The organism is Streptomyces celluloflavus, assembly GCA_000720995.1.
Classification (GTDB): Bacteria; Actinomycetota; Actinomycetes; order Streptomycetales; family Streptomycetaceae; genus Streptomyces; species Streptomyces celluloflavus.
In genome coordinates this window covers 50,999-68,675 of sequence record JOEL01000056.1, presented here as the reverse complement: position 1 = coordinate 68,675, position 17,677 = coordinate 50,999, and the positions used below count along the sequence as shown (strand labels likewise).

Sequence of the window (17,677 nt, the reverse complement as noted above, 5' to 3'; positions counted from 1 at the left end):
ACCCGGAAGCTAAGCCTTTCAGCGCCGATGGTACTGCAGAGGGGACTCTGTGGGAGAGTAGGACGCCGCCGAACAAATTTTAAGCTCCGGTCTCTGAACCTTTGGTTCAGAGACCGGAGCTTTTTTGTTTCGTTTTTACCGTGATGGGTGTAACGCGGCGTTCACTTTGTGTGGTCAGGATCCGCAGTCATGGGGACAGCGGGAACGCTCGAATCGGCCGGTGTGCGTGCAGGCGACGAAGTCGTGGTGCCGGCGTACGGCAACGCCGAGGTGGCGGAGGCGGTGGTGCGGGTGGGCGCGGTGCCGGTGTTCGCCGATGTGGACGCCGACAGCTACTGCCTCGACCCCGCCGCGGTATCGGCTGCCGTGTCCGGCCGTACGGTCGCGGTCGTCGCGGTACACCGGTTCGGGCGGCCGGCGGACGCGGGGCGGATCCGTGAAGTCGGGCGGCGGCACGGGCTGTTGGTGGTGGTCGAGGGAGAGCCCGGAGCGGAGCCGGACGGGGTGGAGCGGCGGCGGATGCATGCGGCGTATCTGGACGGCAGGCTCAGCGGGGTGGTGACGCCGACGGCTGCGGCGGGGCATACCTACGAGCGGTATGTGGTGCGGGTGCCGGGGAACGGGCGGCCGGACCGGGACGCGTTCGCGCGGGCGCTGCGGGCCAGGGGTGTGGCATGTCAGGTACCGGTGCGGGCACCCGTGTACCGGATGCCGGGGCTGCGGCGGGAGGTGTTTCTGCCGTGCACCGAGCGGGCCGTCGAGGAGACGCTGGCGCTGCCCGTGCATGCGGGGTTGTCACGTCGGGAGCTGCACAAGATAGTCAGTGCCTGCAATGCGCTGGGTGGATTGTTGCAGCCGGCCTTTTAGCTGGGTGGGCGATTCGGTGGTGTGGCGGGTTTCAGGTATGCTTTCTTTTGTTGCCGCGCCCCAATAGCTCAGTCGGCAGAGCGTCTCCATGGTAAGGAGAAGGTCTACGGTTCGATTCCGTATTGGGGCTCCAGAGAAAAGGCCCCCGCCATATGGCGGGGGCCTTTTTGCGTGGGGATAAGGGACATAAGGGATCGGCTTCGGGGCGGTTGACCGATGCCTGGCCGTGGCCCCGTCCGTCAGCCGGCGGGGAATTCGGGGACGCGCATGGCGAGGATGGCCATGTCGTCGGAGGCGGGTTCGGCGGCGAAGCGTTCCACGGCGCGCAGGACGCGGGCGGCGACGGCGCCCGCCGTCAGGCCCGTACATGTGGTGAGGACGTCGGTGAGGCCGTCGTCGCCGAGCATGCGGGTGCCCTCGCGGCGTTCGGTGACGCCGTCGGTGACGCACAGGAGGACGTCACCCGGGTCGAGGGTGATGGTCTGCTCGTAGAGTTCCAGGTCGTCCATGACGCCGAGGAGGGGCTGGGGTTCGGCGGCCGGTTCGACCGTGCCGTCCTGGCGCAGGCGCAGCGGTAGCGGGTGGCCGGCGCAGACGACCTTGAGGACGGCGCTGCCGTCGCGCTGCGGCCAGAGCTCGCCGTACAGGAGGGTGAGGAAGCGGCTGCGGGCGCCCTCGTCGAGGATGGCGGCGTTGAGCCGCTCCAGTACCGCGGGGCCGCCGAAGCCCTCGCGGGCGAGCAGCCGCAGGGCGTGCCGGGCCAGGCCGGTGACGGCTGCCGCCTCCGGGCCCGTGCCGCAGACGTCGCCGATGGCGAAGCCGTACGCGCCGTCGCGGATCGGGAAGAGGTCGTAGAAGTCGCCGCCGACCTCGTTGCCCTCGCCGGCGGCGCGGTAGATGACCTCGACCTCGACGCCGGGGACCTCGGGGAGTTCCGGGGGCAGCAGGCTGCGCTGGAGGGACTGGCTGATGGCCGTGCGCTCGGAGTAGAGGCGGGCGTTGTCCAGGGCGAGGGCGGCCCGGCGGGAGAGGTCCTCGGCGAGTTCGAGGATCTCCTGGCGGAAGTGCTCCTCGCTGGGCTTGCCGAGGGTGAGCATACCGATGACGCGGTTGCGCGCGACGAGGGGCAGTACGACGGTCTCGCCGCCGACGGCGGAGGCGGTGGCGAGCGAGGGGCCGGGGGCCGTGCCGGGACGGGCGGGGCCGCCCAGGCCCAGGTTGCGCAGCGAGGTGCGCAGCGCGGCATCGTGGGCGGCGTCGGTGGGCGCGGTCCAGACGCGGGCGCCGGGGGTCGGGACGGGCTCGGGCGGATCGACCTTCATCAGGAGGGTCTTGAGGCCGTCGATGCGGTCCTCGTCCTCGTGCAGGACGTAGGAGAGCTCGGGTTCGGAGGTCTGGTCGGCGACGGTGTAGACGGCGCACCAGGTGGCGAGGGTGGGGACCGTCATCTGGGCCATCAGGGCCAGGGTCTGGTCGCGGTCGAGAGTGCCTGCCAGGAGGTCGGACGCCTCGACGAGGAAGGAGAGCGAGCCGCGGCGCAGCCGCTCCAGCTCGGTGAGCCGGGCGCGTTCGACGGCCAGGGCGATGCGGTCGGCGGCGAACTGGAGGCGCAGCGCCTCTTCGTTGGAGTAGCGGCCCGCGGCCTCGGCGGCGACGCCGAGGGAGCCGGTGAGCCGGCCCTCGACCTTGAGCGGGACCGTGACGACGGAGCGCATGCCCGTGCCGCTGAGCAGGGGCACGCTGCCGGGGACGGCGCCGAGGTCTTCGTGGACGGCGGGCATCCGGGCGGAGCCGTAGCGTCCGGATCCGGCCTCCACGGGGACGCGGGCGAAGCGCTGGCGGGCGGAGGGCAGGCCCGTGGAGGCGCGGACCTCCAGCTCGGTCTCGTCGTCGGTGGCCAGCAGGAGGTAGGCGGCGTCGCCGTCGAGCATGTCGCGGGCGCGCTCGACGGTGCGCTGGAGGAGTCCGTCCAGGTCGTCGGGGGCCGGTGAGCCGATGAAGACCTCGAACGGGTCGGACGGGCGGCCCTCGGGCTGGGCGGCGGCGTCCGGGGCGGGGGTGCGCTGCGGGCTCTGGAGGATCGCCCGTTCGTGGTCGCGTACCAGGAGGCAGACCGTGGACGCCTCGCCGTCGGCGTCGCGGACGCGCAGGTGGGAGGCGTAGACGGGGACGACCCGGCCGTCGGCGCCCCGTATGCCGTAGGAGCCCTCCCAGCGGGAGAGCCGGAGTGCCTCGGCGATGCCGGTGCCGGTGCCGGGGGTGTGCGGCCAGGCGGCGAAGTCGGTGAGGGGTTTGCCGACGACCTGTTCGGGGTCGTAGCCGAAGAGGTCGCGGGCGTCGTCGTTCCAGGAGGTGACGCAGCCGCCGCGGTCGATCTGGAGCACGGCGACCCGTACCCGGCCGTCGGTGGCCGGCAGGGCGTCCACGGGGAGCGCGGGGCCGGCGGAGCGGGTGCCGGCCGGGCGCTCGGGGAGGTCGAGCTGGAACCAGACGTGCTTCTGGGCGGCGGTGTACTCCACGCCCCAGAGGGAGGCCAGCGCGCCGCACAGCAGCAGGCCGCGGCCGCCCTCGCGGTCGGGGGGCACGACGGTCCGGCCGGAGTGCTGGAGCGGAATCTCGCGTTCGGGGTACCGGTCGGCGACCGAGATGCGTACGCCGCCGTCCGTCCGCAGGCAGAGCACGTCGGCGGAGGTGCCGGCGTGGACGACGGCGTTGGTGACCAGCTCGCTGGTCAGGACGACGGCGTCGTCGACGATGTCGCCGTGCCCCCAGCCCTGGAGGGTGTCGCGGACGAACGCGCGGGCGCCGGCAACCGAGCGCCCGACCGGCTCGAACGTGGCAGCGGCCCGCGCGGTGATCACAGCACTCCCCATTGGTTGTTCGTCGCTCCCCCGAGTCCTGTGCCCGTTTCTCGCGGCCTCGATGCGCTAGCCAGGCTAGACCGTCGGTGCGGGGAGTGGGAACGAAGGGATGCTTTCCGGGACCAGACGCACTCCGGCGGCCATGTCCGGCGGTTTCAGCGACCGGGCGGGGGTGTGGTTACGTTTCGGCCTCCGGCGGCTTCGGTGCGCCGGGGTGAAACACTGGGCAGGTATCAGGAGAAAGCCCGGGTGGAACGGTCGACCCTGCGGGAGGGACACGGTGGAGTCTGGCGCAGCGGCGCGGGGCGTGAGCACGCGCACAAAGAGCGGACGCTCCCGGAGCAACGGGACGACCGAGGTGGATACGGCTGCGCTGAACCGGCTGTTGGTCGCACTGGTCGCCATGCGGGACGGGAACTTCCGCAAACGGCTCACGGTGTCCGGCGACGGCGTCATGTCGGAGATCGCCGCGGTCTTCAACGAGGTCGCGGACCGCAATCTGCATCTGACCGGCGAGCTGGCCCGGGTGCGCAGGGTCGTCGGACGTGAGGGAAAGCTCACGGAACGGCTGGAGGTCGGCGCCTGCGAGGGCTCCTGGGCCGCGGCCATCGACGCCTCGAACTCCCTGGTGGACGACCTCGTACGGCCCGTCTCCGAGGTGGGCCGGGTGCTGTCGGCGGTGTCCGAGGGCGATCTGGAACAGCGGATGGATCTGCGTTCGCGGAGTTCCGACGGGGCCTCGGAGCATCCGCTGCGGGGCGAGTTCCTGAAGGTCGGCCGTACGGTCAACGGGCTCGTGGACCAGCTCTCGGCGTTCACCGACGAGGTCACCCGGGTGGCCAGCGAGGTCGGTACGGAGGGCAAGCTCGGCGGGCAGGCGCGGGTGCGCGGCATGTCCGGATCGTGGAAGGACCTCACCGAGTCCGTCAACACGATGGCCTCCCGGCTGACCGCGCAGGTGCGGGACATCGCCCTGGTGACCACCGCGGTCGCCAAGGGTGATCTGTCCCGGAAGGTCACGGTGCACGTGGCCGGCGAGATGCTGGAGCTCAAGAACACCGTCAACACGATGGTGGACCAGCTCTCCTCGTTCGCCTCCGAGGTGACCCGCGTCGCGCGCGAGGTCGGTACGGAGGGGGAACTCGGCGGGCAGGCGCAGGTCCCCGGTGTCGCCGGGGTGTGGAAGGACCTGACGGATTCGGTCAATCTCATGGCCGGAAACCTCACCGCGCAGGTGCGGGGCATCGCCCAGGTCACGACCGCCGTCGCGAGCGGCGATCTGTCGCAGAAGGTCACGGTCAGCGCGCGCGGCGAGGTCGCGCAGCTCGCCGACACCATCAACACCATGACCGAGACGCTGCGGACCTTCGCGGACGAAGTGACGCGGGTGGCGAGTGAGGTCGGAGCCGAGGGGCAGCTCGGCGGGCAGGCGCAGGTGCCGGGCGCGGCCGGGACGTGGAAGGACCTCACCGACTCGGTGAACACCGCGTTCCGCAACCTCACGGCGCAGGTGCGGGACATCGCGCAGGTGACGACGGCGGTCGCCAATGGTGACCTGTCGCAGACGGTCACCGTCGATGTGGCCGGTGAAATGCTGGAGTTGAAGAACACCGTCAACACGATGGTGGGGCAGCTGTCGTCGTTCGGTGCCGAAGTGACGCGGGTGGCGCGGGAGATCGGCGTCGAGGGCGAGCTGGGCGGCCAGGCGGCGGTGCCGGGCGCGGCGGGCACCTGGAAGGACCTCACGGACTCCGTGAACACCGCCTTCCGCAACCTGACCGGGCAGGTGCGCAATATCGCCCAGGTGACGACGGCGGTCGCCAACGGCGATCTGTCGCAGAAGGTCACCGTCGATGTCTCCGGCGAGATGCTCCAGCTGAAGAACACCGTGAACACCATGGTGGACCAGCTGTCCTCGTTCGCGGACCAGGTCACGCGGATGGCCCGGGACGTGGGGACGGAGGGCCAGCTCGGCGGGCAGGCCCGGGTGGACGGCGTCAGCGGCACCTGGAAGGAACTGACCGACTCCGTCAACTTCATGGCGGGGAACCTGACGTCACAGGTGCGGCAGATCGCCCAGGTGACGACGGCGGTGGCGCGTGGTGATCTGTCGCAGAAGATCGACGTGGACGCGCGCGGCGAGATCCTGGAGCTGAAGAACACCATCAACACGATGGTCGACCAGCTCTCCGCATTCGCCGAGCAGGTCACCCGGGTCGCCCGGGAGGTCGGTACGGACGGCAGGCTGGGCGGTCAGGCGCAGGTGCCGGGCGTCGCGGGTGTCTGGCGCGATCTGACCGACTCGGTGAACGGCATGGCCGGCAACCTGACGGCGCAGGTCCGCAACATCGCGCAGGTGGCCACGGCGGTGGCGCGCGGTGATCTGTCGCAGAAGATCGACGTGGACGCCCGGGGCGAGATCCTGGAGCTGAAGAACACTCTGAACACGATGGTCGACCAGCTGTCGTCCTTCGCGGAGCAGGTCACCCGGGTCGCCCGCGAGGTGGGCACGGAGGGCATGCTGGGCGGTCAGGCCGAGGTGCAGGGCGTCAGCGGGACCTGGAAGGACCTCACCCAGTCCGTCAACTTCATGGCGAACAATCTGACGTCCCAGGTCCGCAACATCGCCGAGGTGACGACTGCGGTGGCCCGCGGCGACCTCTCCAAGAAGATCACCGTCGACGCCAAGGGCGAGATCCTCGAACTCGTCACGACCGTCAACACCATGGTCGACCAGCTCTCCTCGTTCGCGGAGCAGGTGACGCGAGTGGCCCGTGAGGTGGGCACCGAGGGGCAGTTGGGCGGTCAGGCGCGGGTGGCGGGCGCCACCGGTATCTGGCGGGACCTCAGCGACAACGTCAACCTGATGGCCAACAACCTGACCATCCAGGTGCGCAACATCTCGCAGGTCTCGGCGGCGGTCGCCAACGGCGATCTGACGAAGAAGGTCACGGTCGAGGCGCGGGGCGAGGTCGCGCAGCTCGCCGACACGGTCAACACGATGGTCACGACGCTGTCGTCGTTCGCCGACGAGGTCACACGGGTGGCCCGTGAGGTGGGCACCGACGGCATCCTGGGCGGCCAGGCCCGCGTCCCCGGTGTCGCCGGCACGTGGCGGGACCTCACCGAGTCGGTGAACTCGATGGCCAACAACCTCACCGGCCAGGTACGCAACATCGCCATGGTCACCACCGCCATCGCCAAGGGCGATCTGACCAAGAAGATCGACATCGACGCGCGCGGTGAGATCCTCGCGCTGAAGACCACGATCAACACCATGGTCGATCAGCTGTCGTCCTTCGCCGAGCAGGTCACCAGGGTGGCCCGCGAGGTGGGTACGGAGGGCCAGCTCGGCGGCCAGGCGCAGGTGCGGGGCGTGGCCGGCACCTGGAAGGACCTGACCGAATCGGTGAACGAGATGGCGGGCAACCTGACCCGCCAGGTGCGCGCCATCGCCGCGGTCGCCGCCGCGGTCACCCTCGGCGACCACAACGTCCGCATCGACGTGGACGCCGCCGGCGAGATCCTGGAGCTCCAGGACAACGTCAACACCATGATCTCCACGCTGCGCGAGACCACGCTCGCCAACGAGGAACAGGACTGGCTCAAGGGCAATCTGGCCCGGATCTCCGGTCTGATGCAGGGCCGCCGCGACCTCAAGGACGTCGCCACGCTCATCATGAGCGAACTGTCCCCCGCGGTCTCCGCGCAGCACGGCGCGTTCTTCCTCGCGGACCGGCCCGACAGCCGGGAGCTCCGCACGGACGGCGGCGAGGCGGGCGCGTACGAGCTGCGGCTGATGGGCTCCTACGGGTACGCGATGGGCGGGATGCCGACGACCTTCCGGCCGGGCGAGACGCTGATCGGCACGGCCGCCGTGGAGGGGCGCACCATCCTGGTGGAGAACGTCCCGGCCGGCTACCTCAAGATCGCCTCCGGGCTCGGGGAGGCGCCGCCGGCGAATGTGATCGTGCTGCCGGTGCTCTTCGAGGACAAGGTGCTCGGAGTGATCGAGCTGGCTTCCTTCCAGCCGTTCACGCAGATCCAGAAGGACTTCCTCAACCAGATCGCCGAGATGATCGCGACCAGCGTCAACACCATCTCGGTCAACACCAAGACCGAGGTGCTGCTCAAGCAGTCGCAGGAGCTGACCGAGCAGCTCAAGGAGCGGTCCGGGGAGCTGGAGAGCCGGCAGAAGGCGCTGGAGCTGTCCAACTCCGAGCTGGAGGAGAAGGCCGAGCAACTGCGCGAGCAGAACCGCGACATCGAGGTGAAGAACACCGAGATCGAGGAGGCGCGGCAGGTCCTGGAGGAGCGCGCCGAGCAGCTCGCGGTCTCGATGCGCTACAAGTCGGAGTTCCTGGCGAACATGTCGCACGAACTGCGCACGCCGCTCAACTCCCTGCTGATTCTCGCCAAGTTGCTGGCCGACAACGCCGAGGGCAACCTCTCGCCGAAGCAGGTGGAGTTCGCCGAGACGATCCACGGCGCGGGCAGCGACCTGCTCCAGCTGATCAACGACATCCTCGACCTGTCGAAGGTGGAGGCGGGCAAGATGGATGTCAGCCCGACGCGGATCGCGCTGGTCCAGCTCGTCGACTACGTCGAGGCGACCTTCCGGCCGCTGACCGCGGAGAAGGGACTCGACTTCTCCGTACGGGTCTCCCCGGAGCTGCCCGCCACGCTGCACACCGATGAGCAGCGGCTGCTCCAGGTGCTGCGCAATCTGCTCTCCAACGCGGTGAAGTTCACCGACAGCGGCGCCGTCGAACTCGTCATCCGGCCGGCCGGCGCGGAGGTGCCGGTGGCGATCCGCGAGCAGCTGCTGGAGCACGGTGCGCTGCGCGATCCGGACGCCGCCATGATCGCGTTCTCGGTGACCGACACGGGCATCGGTATCGCGTCCAGCAAGATGCGGGTCATCTTCGAGGCGTTCAAGCAGGCGGACGGTACGACCAGCCGCAAGTACGGCGGCACGGGCCTGGGGCTGTCCATCAGCCGGGAGATCGCCCGGCTGCTGGGCGGCGAGATCCACGCCGCCAGTGAGCCGGGCCGCGGCTCCACCTTCACGCTTTACCTGCCGCACAACCAGGGCGGTCTGCCGCCACAGGGCTACCCGCAGCTGGTGGCGGGCGGCCTGGCGATGGACGCGGAGGCGCGCGAGACGGAGGTCGGCCGGCAGGCCGAGGCCGATGAACGGCAGGCCGACGATCGGGCGGGCGGAGCGCTCAACCGGCGCCGCCGCCGCGCGGTTTCGGGCGCCGCCCGCCGCTTCGCGCTGCCGGGCCGCTCCCCGGCCGCCCCGCCGCAGCACGCGCCCCTGCCGTCCCTGCCGCCGGCCGACCGGCAGCCCGCGGAGGAGCCGTGGATCGGCAACGGCCAGGATCTGGTGGACCCGGCGGTCGAGGGCGGGTTCCACGGTGAGAAGGTGCTGATCGTCGACGACGACATCCGCAATGTCTTCGCGCTCACCAGCGTCCTGGAGCAGCACGGGCTTTCGGTGCTGTACGCGGAGAACGGCCGGGAGGGCATCGAGGTGCTGGAGCAGCACGACGATGTCGTCCTGGTGCTGATGGACATCATGATGCCGGAGATGGACGGGTACGCGACCACGGCCGCGATCCGCCGGATGCCGCAGTTCGCCGGGCTGCCCATCATCGCGCTGACCGCGAAGGCGATGAAGGGCGACCGGGAGAAGAGCATCGACTCCGGAGCTTCCGACTATGTGACCAAGCCGGTGGATACCGATCATCTGTTGTCGGTCATGGAGCAATGGATGCGCGCGGAGTGACGGGGCGTCCAGTATGGAGGCGTACGAGGATCACCGCGTGCTGACACAGTGTGGCCGTGGACGTGTGGAAGCGCGCGGTTCGGGGAACCTTCTGGTCTCTCCCTGCGTTTCTGCTACGTGCACAGTGACATCGCGGTGACAGGGTGTGGCGACAGGCGGGGTGCAGCTACCATGACCGGCACAAGGACGGGCGGCATGACGGAGTCGTCCCCTGGGGCGGCGTCCGGTGTACTGCCGGGGCGAGGAGGACGGGCCATGGTGCAGAAGGCCAAGATCCTCCTGGTCGATGACCGGCCGGAGAATCTGCTGGCGCTGGAGGCGATCCTCTCCGCGCTCGATCAGACGCTGGTGCGGGCATCGTCCGGGGAGGAAGCGCTCAAAGCACTGCTCACGGACGATTTCGCGGTCATTCTGCTCGATGTGCAGATGCCGGGGATGGACGGATTCGAGACGGCGGCGCACATCAAGCGCCGTGAACGCACCCGGGACATCCCGATCATCTTCCTCACGGCCATCAACCACGGCCCGCACCACACCTTCCGCGGTTACGCGGCCGGTGCGGTCGACTACATCTCCAAGCCGTTCGACCTGTGGGTGCTGCGCGCGAAGGTCTCGGTCTTCGTCGACCTCTACATGAAGAACTGCCAACTGCGGGAGCAGGCAGCCCTGCTGAGGTTGCAGCTGGAGGGCGGGCGCCCGAGCGCCGACGAGACGAAGGAGTCCGCGGGGCTGCTCGCCGAGCTGTCGGCGCGGCTGGCCGCGGTCGAGGAGCAGGCCGAGGCGCTGTCCAAGCAGTTGGACGAGGCGGCGGACGCCGCCGCGGTGGCCACCGCGGCACATCTGGAACGCAAACTGACCGGCCTGCGCAGGGCGCTGGACGCACTGGAGCCGGGCTCGGGCAACGGCGTGGGCTGACTGACGCCCGCTCATGAGACGGGCGCACGACACGGATGGGTGAAGCGTCGTGCGCTCGTGTCACGCCCGCCGTCGCCTGTAACCTCCTCATCATGGCCTCACGTACGTCCGGCAAGGGAACCCAGAGCACGGCGGGCCCCTCGAAGCAGCGCGCCGGACAGCCCGCGGGCGCGGCCAAGAAGACCGCCGCGAAGAAGGCTCCCGCCAAGAAGCCGCCGCTGAAGAAGCCCGTGGCCGCGAAGAAGGCACCGGCCAAGAGGGCGCCCGCCAAGAAGGCCGCCCCGAAACCGGCGCCGTCACCCACCGGCGGTGTCTACCGCCTCGTCCGTGCCTGCTGGCTCGGGCTGGCGCACGCCATCGGGGCGATGTTCCGCGGGATGGGCCACGGTGCGAAGAACCTCGACCCGGCGCACCGCAAGGACGGGCTGGGCCTGCTGCTGCTCGGCCTGGCGCTGGTCGTCGCGGCCGGCACCTGGTCCAACCTCAGCGGCCCGGTCGGGGACCTTGTCGCGCTGCTGGTCACCGGCGCGTTCGGCCGGCTCGACCTGGTCGTGCCGATCCTGCTGGGCGGCATCGCCATCCGGCTCATCCGCCACCCCGAGCAGCCGGAGGCCAACGGCCGGATCATCATCGGGCTGTCCGCGCTGGTCCTCGGCATCCTCGGACAGGTCGCCGTCGCCTGCGGTTCGCCGGGCCGGAGCGCCGGCATCGCGGCCGTGCAGGACGCCGGCGGGTATGTCGGCTGGGCCGCGTCCAAACCGCTGGTCTTCGCCGTCGGCCAGACGCTGGCGGTGGCGCTGCTGGTACTGCTGACCGTCTTCGGGCTGCTGGTGGTCACCGCGACGCCGGTGAACGCCATCCCGCAGCGGCTGCGCGCGCTCGGGGTCAAGCTGGGCGTGCTGGAGCCCACCGAGCCCGAGCCCTCGGACTGGGAGGCGGAGGAGTTCGCGGAGGAGTGGCGGGAGCAGCCGGCGCGCGGCCGGCGCCGCGGCGCCGCGACGGACGATCCCGCGGATCCCGACGGGAGAGAAGAGGAGGCGCCGGCCAAGCGCCGCCGCCCGCGCCGGGCCGCCGTGGCGCCCGACCCGGACCGGCCGATGGACGCGGTCGACGTGGCCGCCGCGGCCGCCGCCGCGCTGGACGGCGCGGTGCTGCACGGCGTCCAGCCCTCCCCGCTCATCGCGGGCCTGAGCAGCGGTATCTCCGGGGAGCGACGGGAGCGGGCCGGAGCGGACACCGGGGCGGAGAGCGGCGGGGTGCCGGCGGCCCGCGGCGCGCAGCCGGCCGGCGCCGGGTCCACCCCGTCCGTACCGGACTTCACCAAGGCGGCGCCGGAGCCGCCCGCGGATCTGCCGCCGCGCGCCGAACAGCTCCAGCTGGCCGGTGACATCAGCTACGCGCTGCCCTCCCTCGACCTGCTCTCCCGCGGCGGCCCCGGCAAGACCCGCAGCGCTGCCAACGACGCGATAGTGGCGGCGCTGACCACGGTCTTCCAGGAGTTCAAGGTCGATGCCGCGGTCACCGGCTTCACCCGTGGGCCGACGGTCACCCGCTACGAGGTCGAGCTGGGTCCGGCCGTCAAGGTCGAGAAGATCACCGCGCTGGCCAAGAACATCGCCTACGCGGTGGCCAGCCCCGATGTCCGCATCATCAGCCCGATCCCCGGCAAGTCCGCGGTGGGCATCGAGATCCCCAACACCGACCGCGAGATGGTCAACCTCGGCGACGTCCTGCGGCTGGCGGACGCCGCGGGCGACGACCACCCGATGCTGGTCGCGCTCGGCAAGGACGTCGAGGGCGGCTATGTCATGGCCAACATGACGAAGATGCCGCACGTCCTGGTCGCCGGTGCGACCGGCTCCGGCAAGTCCTCCTGCATCAACTGCCTGATCACCTCGGTGATGATCCGCGCCACCCCGGACGATGTGCGGATGGTGCTGGTCGACCCCAAGCGGGTGGAACTGACCGCCTACGAAGGCATCCCGCACCTGATCACGCCGATCATCACCAACCCCAAGCGTGCCGCCGAGGCGCTCCAGTGGGTGGTGCGCGAGATGGACCTGCGCTACGACGACCTGGCGGCGTACGGCTTCCGGCACATCGACGACTTCAACGAAGCGGTGCGCAACGGCAAGGTCACCTCGCCCGTGGGCAGCGAGCGCGAGCTGTCCCCGTACCCGTATCTGCTGGTCATCGTCGACGAGCTGGCGGACCTGATGATGGTCGCGCCGCGGGACGTGGAGGACTCGATCGTCCGCATCACGCAGCTCGCCCGCGCCGCCGGCATCCACCTGGTGCTGGCCACCCAGCGCCCGTCCGTCGATGTCGTCACCGGTCTGATCAAGGCCAATGTGCCCTCCCGGCTCGCCTTCGCCACCTCCTCGCTCGCCGACAGCCGGGTCATCCTCGACCAGCCGGGCGCCGAGAAGCTGATCGGCAAGGGCGATGGACTCTTCCTGCCGATGGGCGCCAACAAACCGGTCCGTATGCAGGGCGCCTTCGTGACCGAGGCCGAGGTCGCGGCGGTGGTCCAGCACTGCAAGGACCAGATGGCGCCGGTCTTCCGCGAGGACGTCACCGTCGGTACGGCGAAGAAGAAGGAGATCGACGAGGACATCGGCGACGATCTCGATCTGCTCTGCCAGGCCGCCGAGCTGGTGGTGTCCACCCAGTTCGGATCGACGTCGATGCTCCAGCGCAAGCTGCGGGTGGGCTTCGCCAAGGCCGGGCGGCTGATGGACCTGATGGAGTCGCGGAACATCGTCGGGCCGAGCGAGGGCTCCAAGGCCCGCGATGTGCTGGTCAAGCCGGACGAACTGGACGGGGCGCTCGCCCTGATCCGGGGGGACTCTCCGGCGTAGCACCCATTTGCGGGTCACTCGTACGAGAGAAAGCAACCGTTTCGCCTGCTGATACGTCAAGCGGAAGGAGGTGAGGGAACGATGCTTCATCATGCAGGCCCGGCGGCGCCGTCCACGGGCGTTCTGATGGCGTACAAACTCCGCTCTCCCGCTTGCCCCACCCTTTCGGTCCACCCCTAGACTGAACCTCCAGCAGGTGGCTACACGCTCGAAAGGCGCCCCCGTGTCCATCGGCAACTCTCCCGAAGCCGACCGGCCTTCCGTCGGTCGCGCCATCCAGCAGGCCCGTACCGACGCAGGACTGACCATCGAAGAGGTCAGTACGACGACACGGGTGCGCATCCCCATCGTGCAGGCGATCGAGATGGACGACTTCTCGCGCTGCGGCGGCGAGGTCTATGCGCGGGGGCATCTGCGTGCGCTCGCCCGCGCCGTCTCGCTCGATCCCGAGGCACTGATCGCCCGGTACGACGCCGAGCACGGCGGCCGGCCCGCACCGACCCCGGCCGCGCCGCTGTTCGAGGCCGAGCGGATCCGGCCCGAGCGGCGCCGGCCCAACTGGACCGCCGCCATGGTCGCGGCGATCGTCGCAGTCGTCGGCTTCGTCGGCTTCACGCTCTTCAGCGGCGGCAAGACCACCGGCAACCCGGTCGCCGCGGGGGACTCCGCCGACGCCGAGAAGCCCGCACCGGCGCCCAGCCGCTCCGCGCCGCCGGCCAAGCCCGCCCCCGAGCCCTCCGACGGTGCCATCGCCGGACTGCCCAAGGACAAGGTGACGATCAAGGTCACCGCCCGGGACGGCAAGAGCTGGGTCTCCGCCAAGGACGCCAACGGCAAGCTCCTGGAGGACGGTCTGCTGGAGCAGGGCGAGTCCATGACCTTCACCGACAAGAAGCGGATCGACCTGGTCCTGGGCAACGCCGGAGCCGTGCAGCTGTACGTCAACGGCAAGGAGGTCAAGGAGGTCGGCGACGAGGGGTCCGTGGAGCGGCTGAGCTACACCCCCGGAGACCCTCAGGCGGGCTGAGACCGCGTCTGAGCTGCGGCCGCCGCCCCGGCACCCCCTGGCCGGGGAGCCCTGGGAGAGCGGCCGCAGACCTGCACGCCATGGGCACGACCGGGACGAAGTAGGCTGAGCCCCATGCCCGAACGCCGTACCGTCGCCCTTGTCACTCTTGGCTGCGCCCGTAACGAGGTGGACTCGGAGGAGCTCGCAGGCCGCCTGGCAGCGGACGGCTGGGAGCTCGTCGAAGAAGCCGCCGATGCCGATGTCGCCGTCGTCAACACCTGCGGATTCGTCGAGGCCGCCAAGAAGGACTCCGTCGATGCCCTGCTCGAAGCCAACGATCTGAAGGATCACGGCCGGACCCAGGCCGTGGTGGCCGTGGGCTGCATGGCCGAGCGCTACGGCAAGGAACTGGCCCAGGCGCTGCCCGAGGCCGACGGTGTGCTCGGTTTCGACGACTACAGCGATATCTCCGACCGCCTCCAGACCATCCTCAACGGCGGCATCCACGCCTCGCACACCCCGCGCGACCGCCGCAAGCTGCTGCCGATCAGCCCGGCCGAGCGCCAGGGCGCCGCCGATGTGGCGCTGCCCGGCCACGCCCAGGACACCCCGCCCGAGGACCTGCCCGAGGGCGTCGCGCCCGCCTCCGGGCCCCGCGCGCCGCTGCGCCGCCGGCTCGGCAGCAACCCGGTGGCCTCGGTGAAGCTCGCCTCCGGCTGCGACCGGCGCTGCTCGTTCTGCGCCATCCCGTCCTTCCGCGGCTCGTTCATCTCGCGCCGGCCCGCCGATGTGCTCGGCGAGACCCGCTGGCTGGCCGACCAGGGCGTCAAGGAGATCATGCTGGTCTCCGAGAACAACACCTCCTACGGCAAGGACCTCGGTGACATCCGGCTGCTGGAGACGCTGCTGCCGGAGCTGGCGGCCGTCGACGGCATCGAGCGGATCCGGGTCAGCTACCTCCAGCCCGCCGAGATGCGCCCCGGACTGATCGACGTGCTGACCGGCACCGACAAGGTGGCGCCCTACTTCGATCTGTCCTTCCAGCACTCGGCGCCGGGTGTGCTGCGCGCGATGCGGCGGTTCGGGGACACCGACCGCTTCCTGGACCTGCTCCGGCAGATCCGGACGAAGGCGCCCGAGGCCGGCGCCCGCTCCAACTTCATCGTCGGCTTCCCGGGCGAGACCGAGAGCGACGTCGCGGAGCTGGAACGCTTCCTCACCGAGGCCCGGCTCGACGCCATCGGCATCTTCGGCTACTCGGACGAGGACGGTACGGAAGCCGCGTCGTACGCGGACAAGGTCGACCCGGAGGTGGTCGCCGAGCGGCTGGCGCGGGTCTCGTGGCTGGCCGAGGAGCTGACCGCGCAGCGCGCGGAGGAGCGGGTCGGCGAGAGCGTACGGGTGCTGGTCGACCGGATCGACGAGGAGGAGGGCGTCGTCGGGCGGGCCGCGCACCAGGCGCCGGAGACCGACGGGGTCACCCTGCTCTCGACCGGCCGGGAGCTCGTGCCCGGTCGTATGGTCGAAGCAAAGGTGGTGGCCAGCGAGGGCGTGGACCTGGTGGCCGAGGTGCTCTCGGTGGACGGTCCGGAGCGTGCCGAGGAGGCGGGCAGATGAGCGGAGTCCCGGCTTCCGCAGCCGGCAGGCCGCGCCCGGCGCCGGCCGTCCGGCAGGCCGGGCTGTGGAACATCGCCAACGTCCTGACGATGCTGCGGCTGCTGCTGGTCCCGGCCTTCGTCATGCTGCTGATGCACGGTGACGGTACGGACCCGGCCTGGCGCGCCTTCGCGTGGGCCGCCTTCGCCGTCGCCATGATCACCGACGTGTTCGACGGGCATCTGGCGCGCGCGTACAACCTGGTCACCGACTTCGGGAAGATCGCCGACCCGATAGCGGACAAGACGATCATGGGATCCGCGCTGATCTGCCTGTCGGTGCTGGGCGATCTGCCCTGGTGGGTGACGGGTGTGATCCTCTTCCGCGAGCTGGGCATCACGCTGATGCGGTTCTGGGTGATCAAGCACGGTGTCATTCCGGCCAGCCGCGGGGGCAAGATCAAGACATTGGCCCAGGGCACCGCGGTCGGGATGTACGTCCTGGTGCTGACCGGCCCGCTGGCCACTTTCCGCTGGTGGGTGATGGCGGTGGCGGTGGTGCTGACCGTCGCCACGGGGCTGGACTACGTCCGCCAGGCCGTGGTGCTGCGCCGGGCCGGTCTGGCCCGGGAGCGGGCCGGGCGGGACGCCGAACGGTGAACGGGCCGGCGGGTGCCGCGGCGGCCGGGGCGCTGACGCTGCTCGCCGGCCGAGGGCAGACGCTGGCGGTGGCCGAGTCGCTGACCGGCGGACTGGTCGCGGGGGCGCTGACCGCCGTCCCCGGGGCCTCGCGGGTCGTCCGTGGGTCGGTGACCGCCTACGCCACCGACCTCAAACGGGACGTACTGGGCGTGGACGGGGCGCTGCTCGCCGCGCGCGGGGCCGTGGACGGGGAGGTCGCCCGGCAGATGGCCGACGGTGTACGGCGGGTGCTGAGCGCCGACTGGGGCCTCGCCACCACGGGGGTCGCCGGGCCCGATCCCCAGGACGGGCAGCCGGTGGGCACCGTCTTCGTCGCGGTCCGGGGGCCGGCGGGCGCCGGAGCGGTGCGCCGGCTCGCGCTGGCCGGGGACCGTGCGCGGATCCGCACGGACAGCGTCGAAGCCGTGCTCGCCTTGCTGCTGAGCGAACTGACAGAAAATGCGCGGGCACAGGATACGGAACAACACGGGGGGAATGGATGTTTGCAGCCCTGAGAGAACACGAACTTGCGCCCGGCACGGCTACCGCCCGAGGCGGTACGGTGGGTCGAGAAGGATCCGGATCCGAGGTCCGAGGAGGGAGCCAGCGATGATTCTGCTTCGTCGCCTGCTGGGTGACGTGCTGCGCCGACAGCGTCAGCGCCAGGGCCGAACCCTGCGCGAGGTCTCTTCCTCCGCCCGGGTGTCGCTCGGCTATTTGTCCGAGGTCGAGAGGGGGCAGAAGGAGGCATCCTCCGAACTGCTCTCGTCGATCTGTGACGCGCTGGATGTGCGCATGTCCGAACTCATGCGAGAGGTCAGCGACGAGCTGGCACTCGCCGAACTCGCACAGTCCGCCGCCGCGAGCGGCCCGGTCCACGCACCGGTACGGCCGAAGCTCAATTCGGTGTCCGTCGCCTCCTTGGCCGGTGTGCCGGAGGACCGCGTGACCATCAAGTCGCCGGCAGACGTCGTGGATGTCGTCGCGGCCTGACAGCCCTGTATTCACCCGAAGCCCCGGTCGGCAGCAGCCCGGCCGGGGCTTCGGGCTGTGTGCGTCCGGGCACGCACCGGAGGGGACGCGCCCGCGTGGACCGT

General features: G+C 70.6%; 10 protein-coding genes, 1 tRNA gene and 1 rRNA gene. 11 read left to right on the top strand and 1 reads right to left on the bottom strand.

Features of this window, described 5'->3' with window-relative positions:
- The 3 genes from rrf to IH09_RS31650 form a co-directional block, all read left to right on the top strand.
- Nucleotides 1–74 (top strand): 5S ribosomal RNA (gene rrf / locus IH09_RS40910); the annotation flags it as partial.
- Nucleotides 75–189: 115 nt separating this feature from the next.
- Nucleotides 190–867, top strand: coding sequence for a DegT/DnrJ/EryC1/StrS family aminotransferase (locus IH09_RS31655; protein WP_052860982.1), 678 nt, complete (start codon nt 190–192; stop codon nt 865–867).
- Nucleotides 868–924: 57 nt separating this feature from the next.
- Nucleotides 925–1,000: transfer RNA gene (locus tag IH09_RS31650), tRNA-Thr, on the top strand.
- A 106-nt stretch (nt 1,001–1,106) separates the two neighbouring features.
- On the opposite strand, the gene IH09_RS31645 is transcribed toward IH09_RS31650, so the two are convergent.
- Nucleotides 1,107–3,728: a SpoIIE family protein phosphatase gene (locus IH09_RS31645; RefSeq protein ID WP_052860981.1), complete on the bottom strand. Its 2,622-nt coding sequence runs from the start codon at nt 3,726–3,728 to the stop codon at nt 1,107–1,109.
- Between the two features lie 280 nt (nt 3,729–4,008).
- On the opposite strand from IH09_RS31645, the gene IH09_RS31640 reads away from it, so the two are divergent.
- The 8 genes from IH09_RS31640 to IH09_RS31605 all read left to right on the top strand — a co-directional run bounded on the left by IH09_RS31640 (nt 4,009) and on the right by IH09_RS31605 (nt 17,573).
- Entirely contained in the window at nt 4,009–9,519 is a 5,511-nt protein-coding gene (locus tag IH09_RS31640) for a HAMP domain-containing protein (RefSeq protein ID WP_110952707.1), read from the top strand.
- Nucleotides 9,520–9,774: 255 nt separating this feature from the next.
- Nucleotides 9,775–10,434: a response regulator gene (locus IH09_RS31635; protein WP_052860980.1), complete on the top strand. Its 660-nt coding sequence runs from the start codon at nt 9,775–9,777 to the stop codon at nt 10,432–10,434.
- Between the two features lie 92 nt (nt 10,435–10,526).
- The gene (locus IH09_RS31630) at nt 10,527–13,295 is read left to right on the top strand and encodes a DNA translocase FtsK (RefSeq protein ID WP_110952706.1); all 2,769 of its coding nucleotides are present in this window, start codon (nt 10,527–10,529) and stop codon (nt 13,293–13,295) included.
- 223 nt (nt 13,296–13,518) lie between these two features.
- A complete protein-coding gene (locus IH09_RS31625; protein ID WP_052860978.1) occupies nt 13,519–14,322 on the top strand; it encodes a helix-turn-helix domain-containing protein in 804 nt (267 codons plus the stop codon).
- Nucleotides 14,323–14,436: 114 nt separating this feature from the next.
- Complete coding sequence (gene rimO, locus IH09_RS31620; protein ID WP_052860977.1) at nt 14,437–15,921, top strand: 30S ribosomal protein S12 methylthiotransferase RimO; 1,485 nt, start codon at nt 14,437–14,439, stop codon at nt 15,919–15,921.
- Nucleotides 15,918–16,559, top strand: a complete 642-nt coding sequence (pgsA, locus tag IH09_RS31615) for a CDP-diacylglycerol--glycerol-3-phosphate 3-phosphatidyltransferase (protein WP_052860976.1) — start codon at nt 15,918–15,920, stop codon at nt 16,557–16,559. The genes rimO and pgsA overlap by 4 nt, the downstream gene beginning before the upstream one ends.
- On the top strand, nt 16,556–17,095 hold the full coding sequence (locus IH09_RS31610) for a nicotinamide-nucleotide amidohydrolase family protein (protein WP_052860975.1): 540 nt from the start codon (nt 16,556–16,558) through the stop codon (nt 17,093–17,095). Before pgsA ends, IH09_RS31610 begins: the two co-directional genes overlap by 4 nt.
- A gap of 94 nt (nt 17,096–17,189) precedes the next feature.
- Nucleotides 17,190–17,573, top strand: a complete 384-nt coding sequence (locus IH09_RS31605) for a helix-turn-helix domain-containing protein (RefSeq protein ID WP_052860974.1) — start codon at nt 17,190–17,192, stop codon at nt 17,571–17,573.
- Nucleotides 17,574–17,677: the final 104 nt, after the last annotated feature.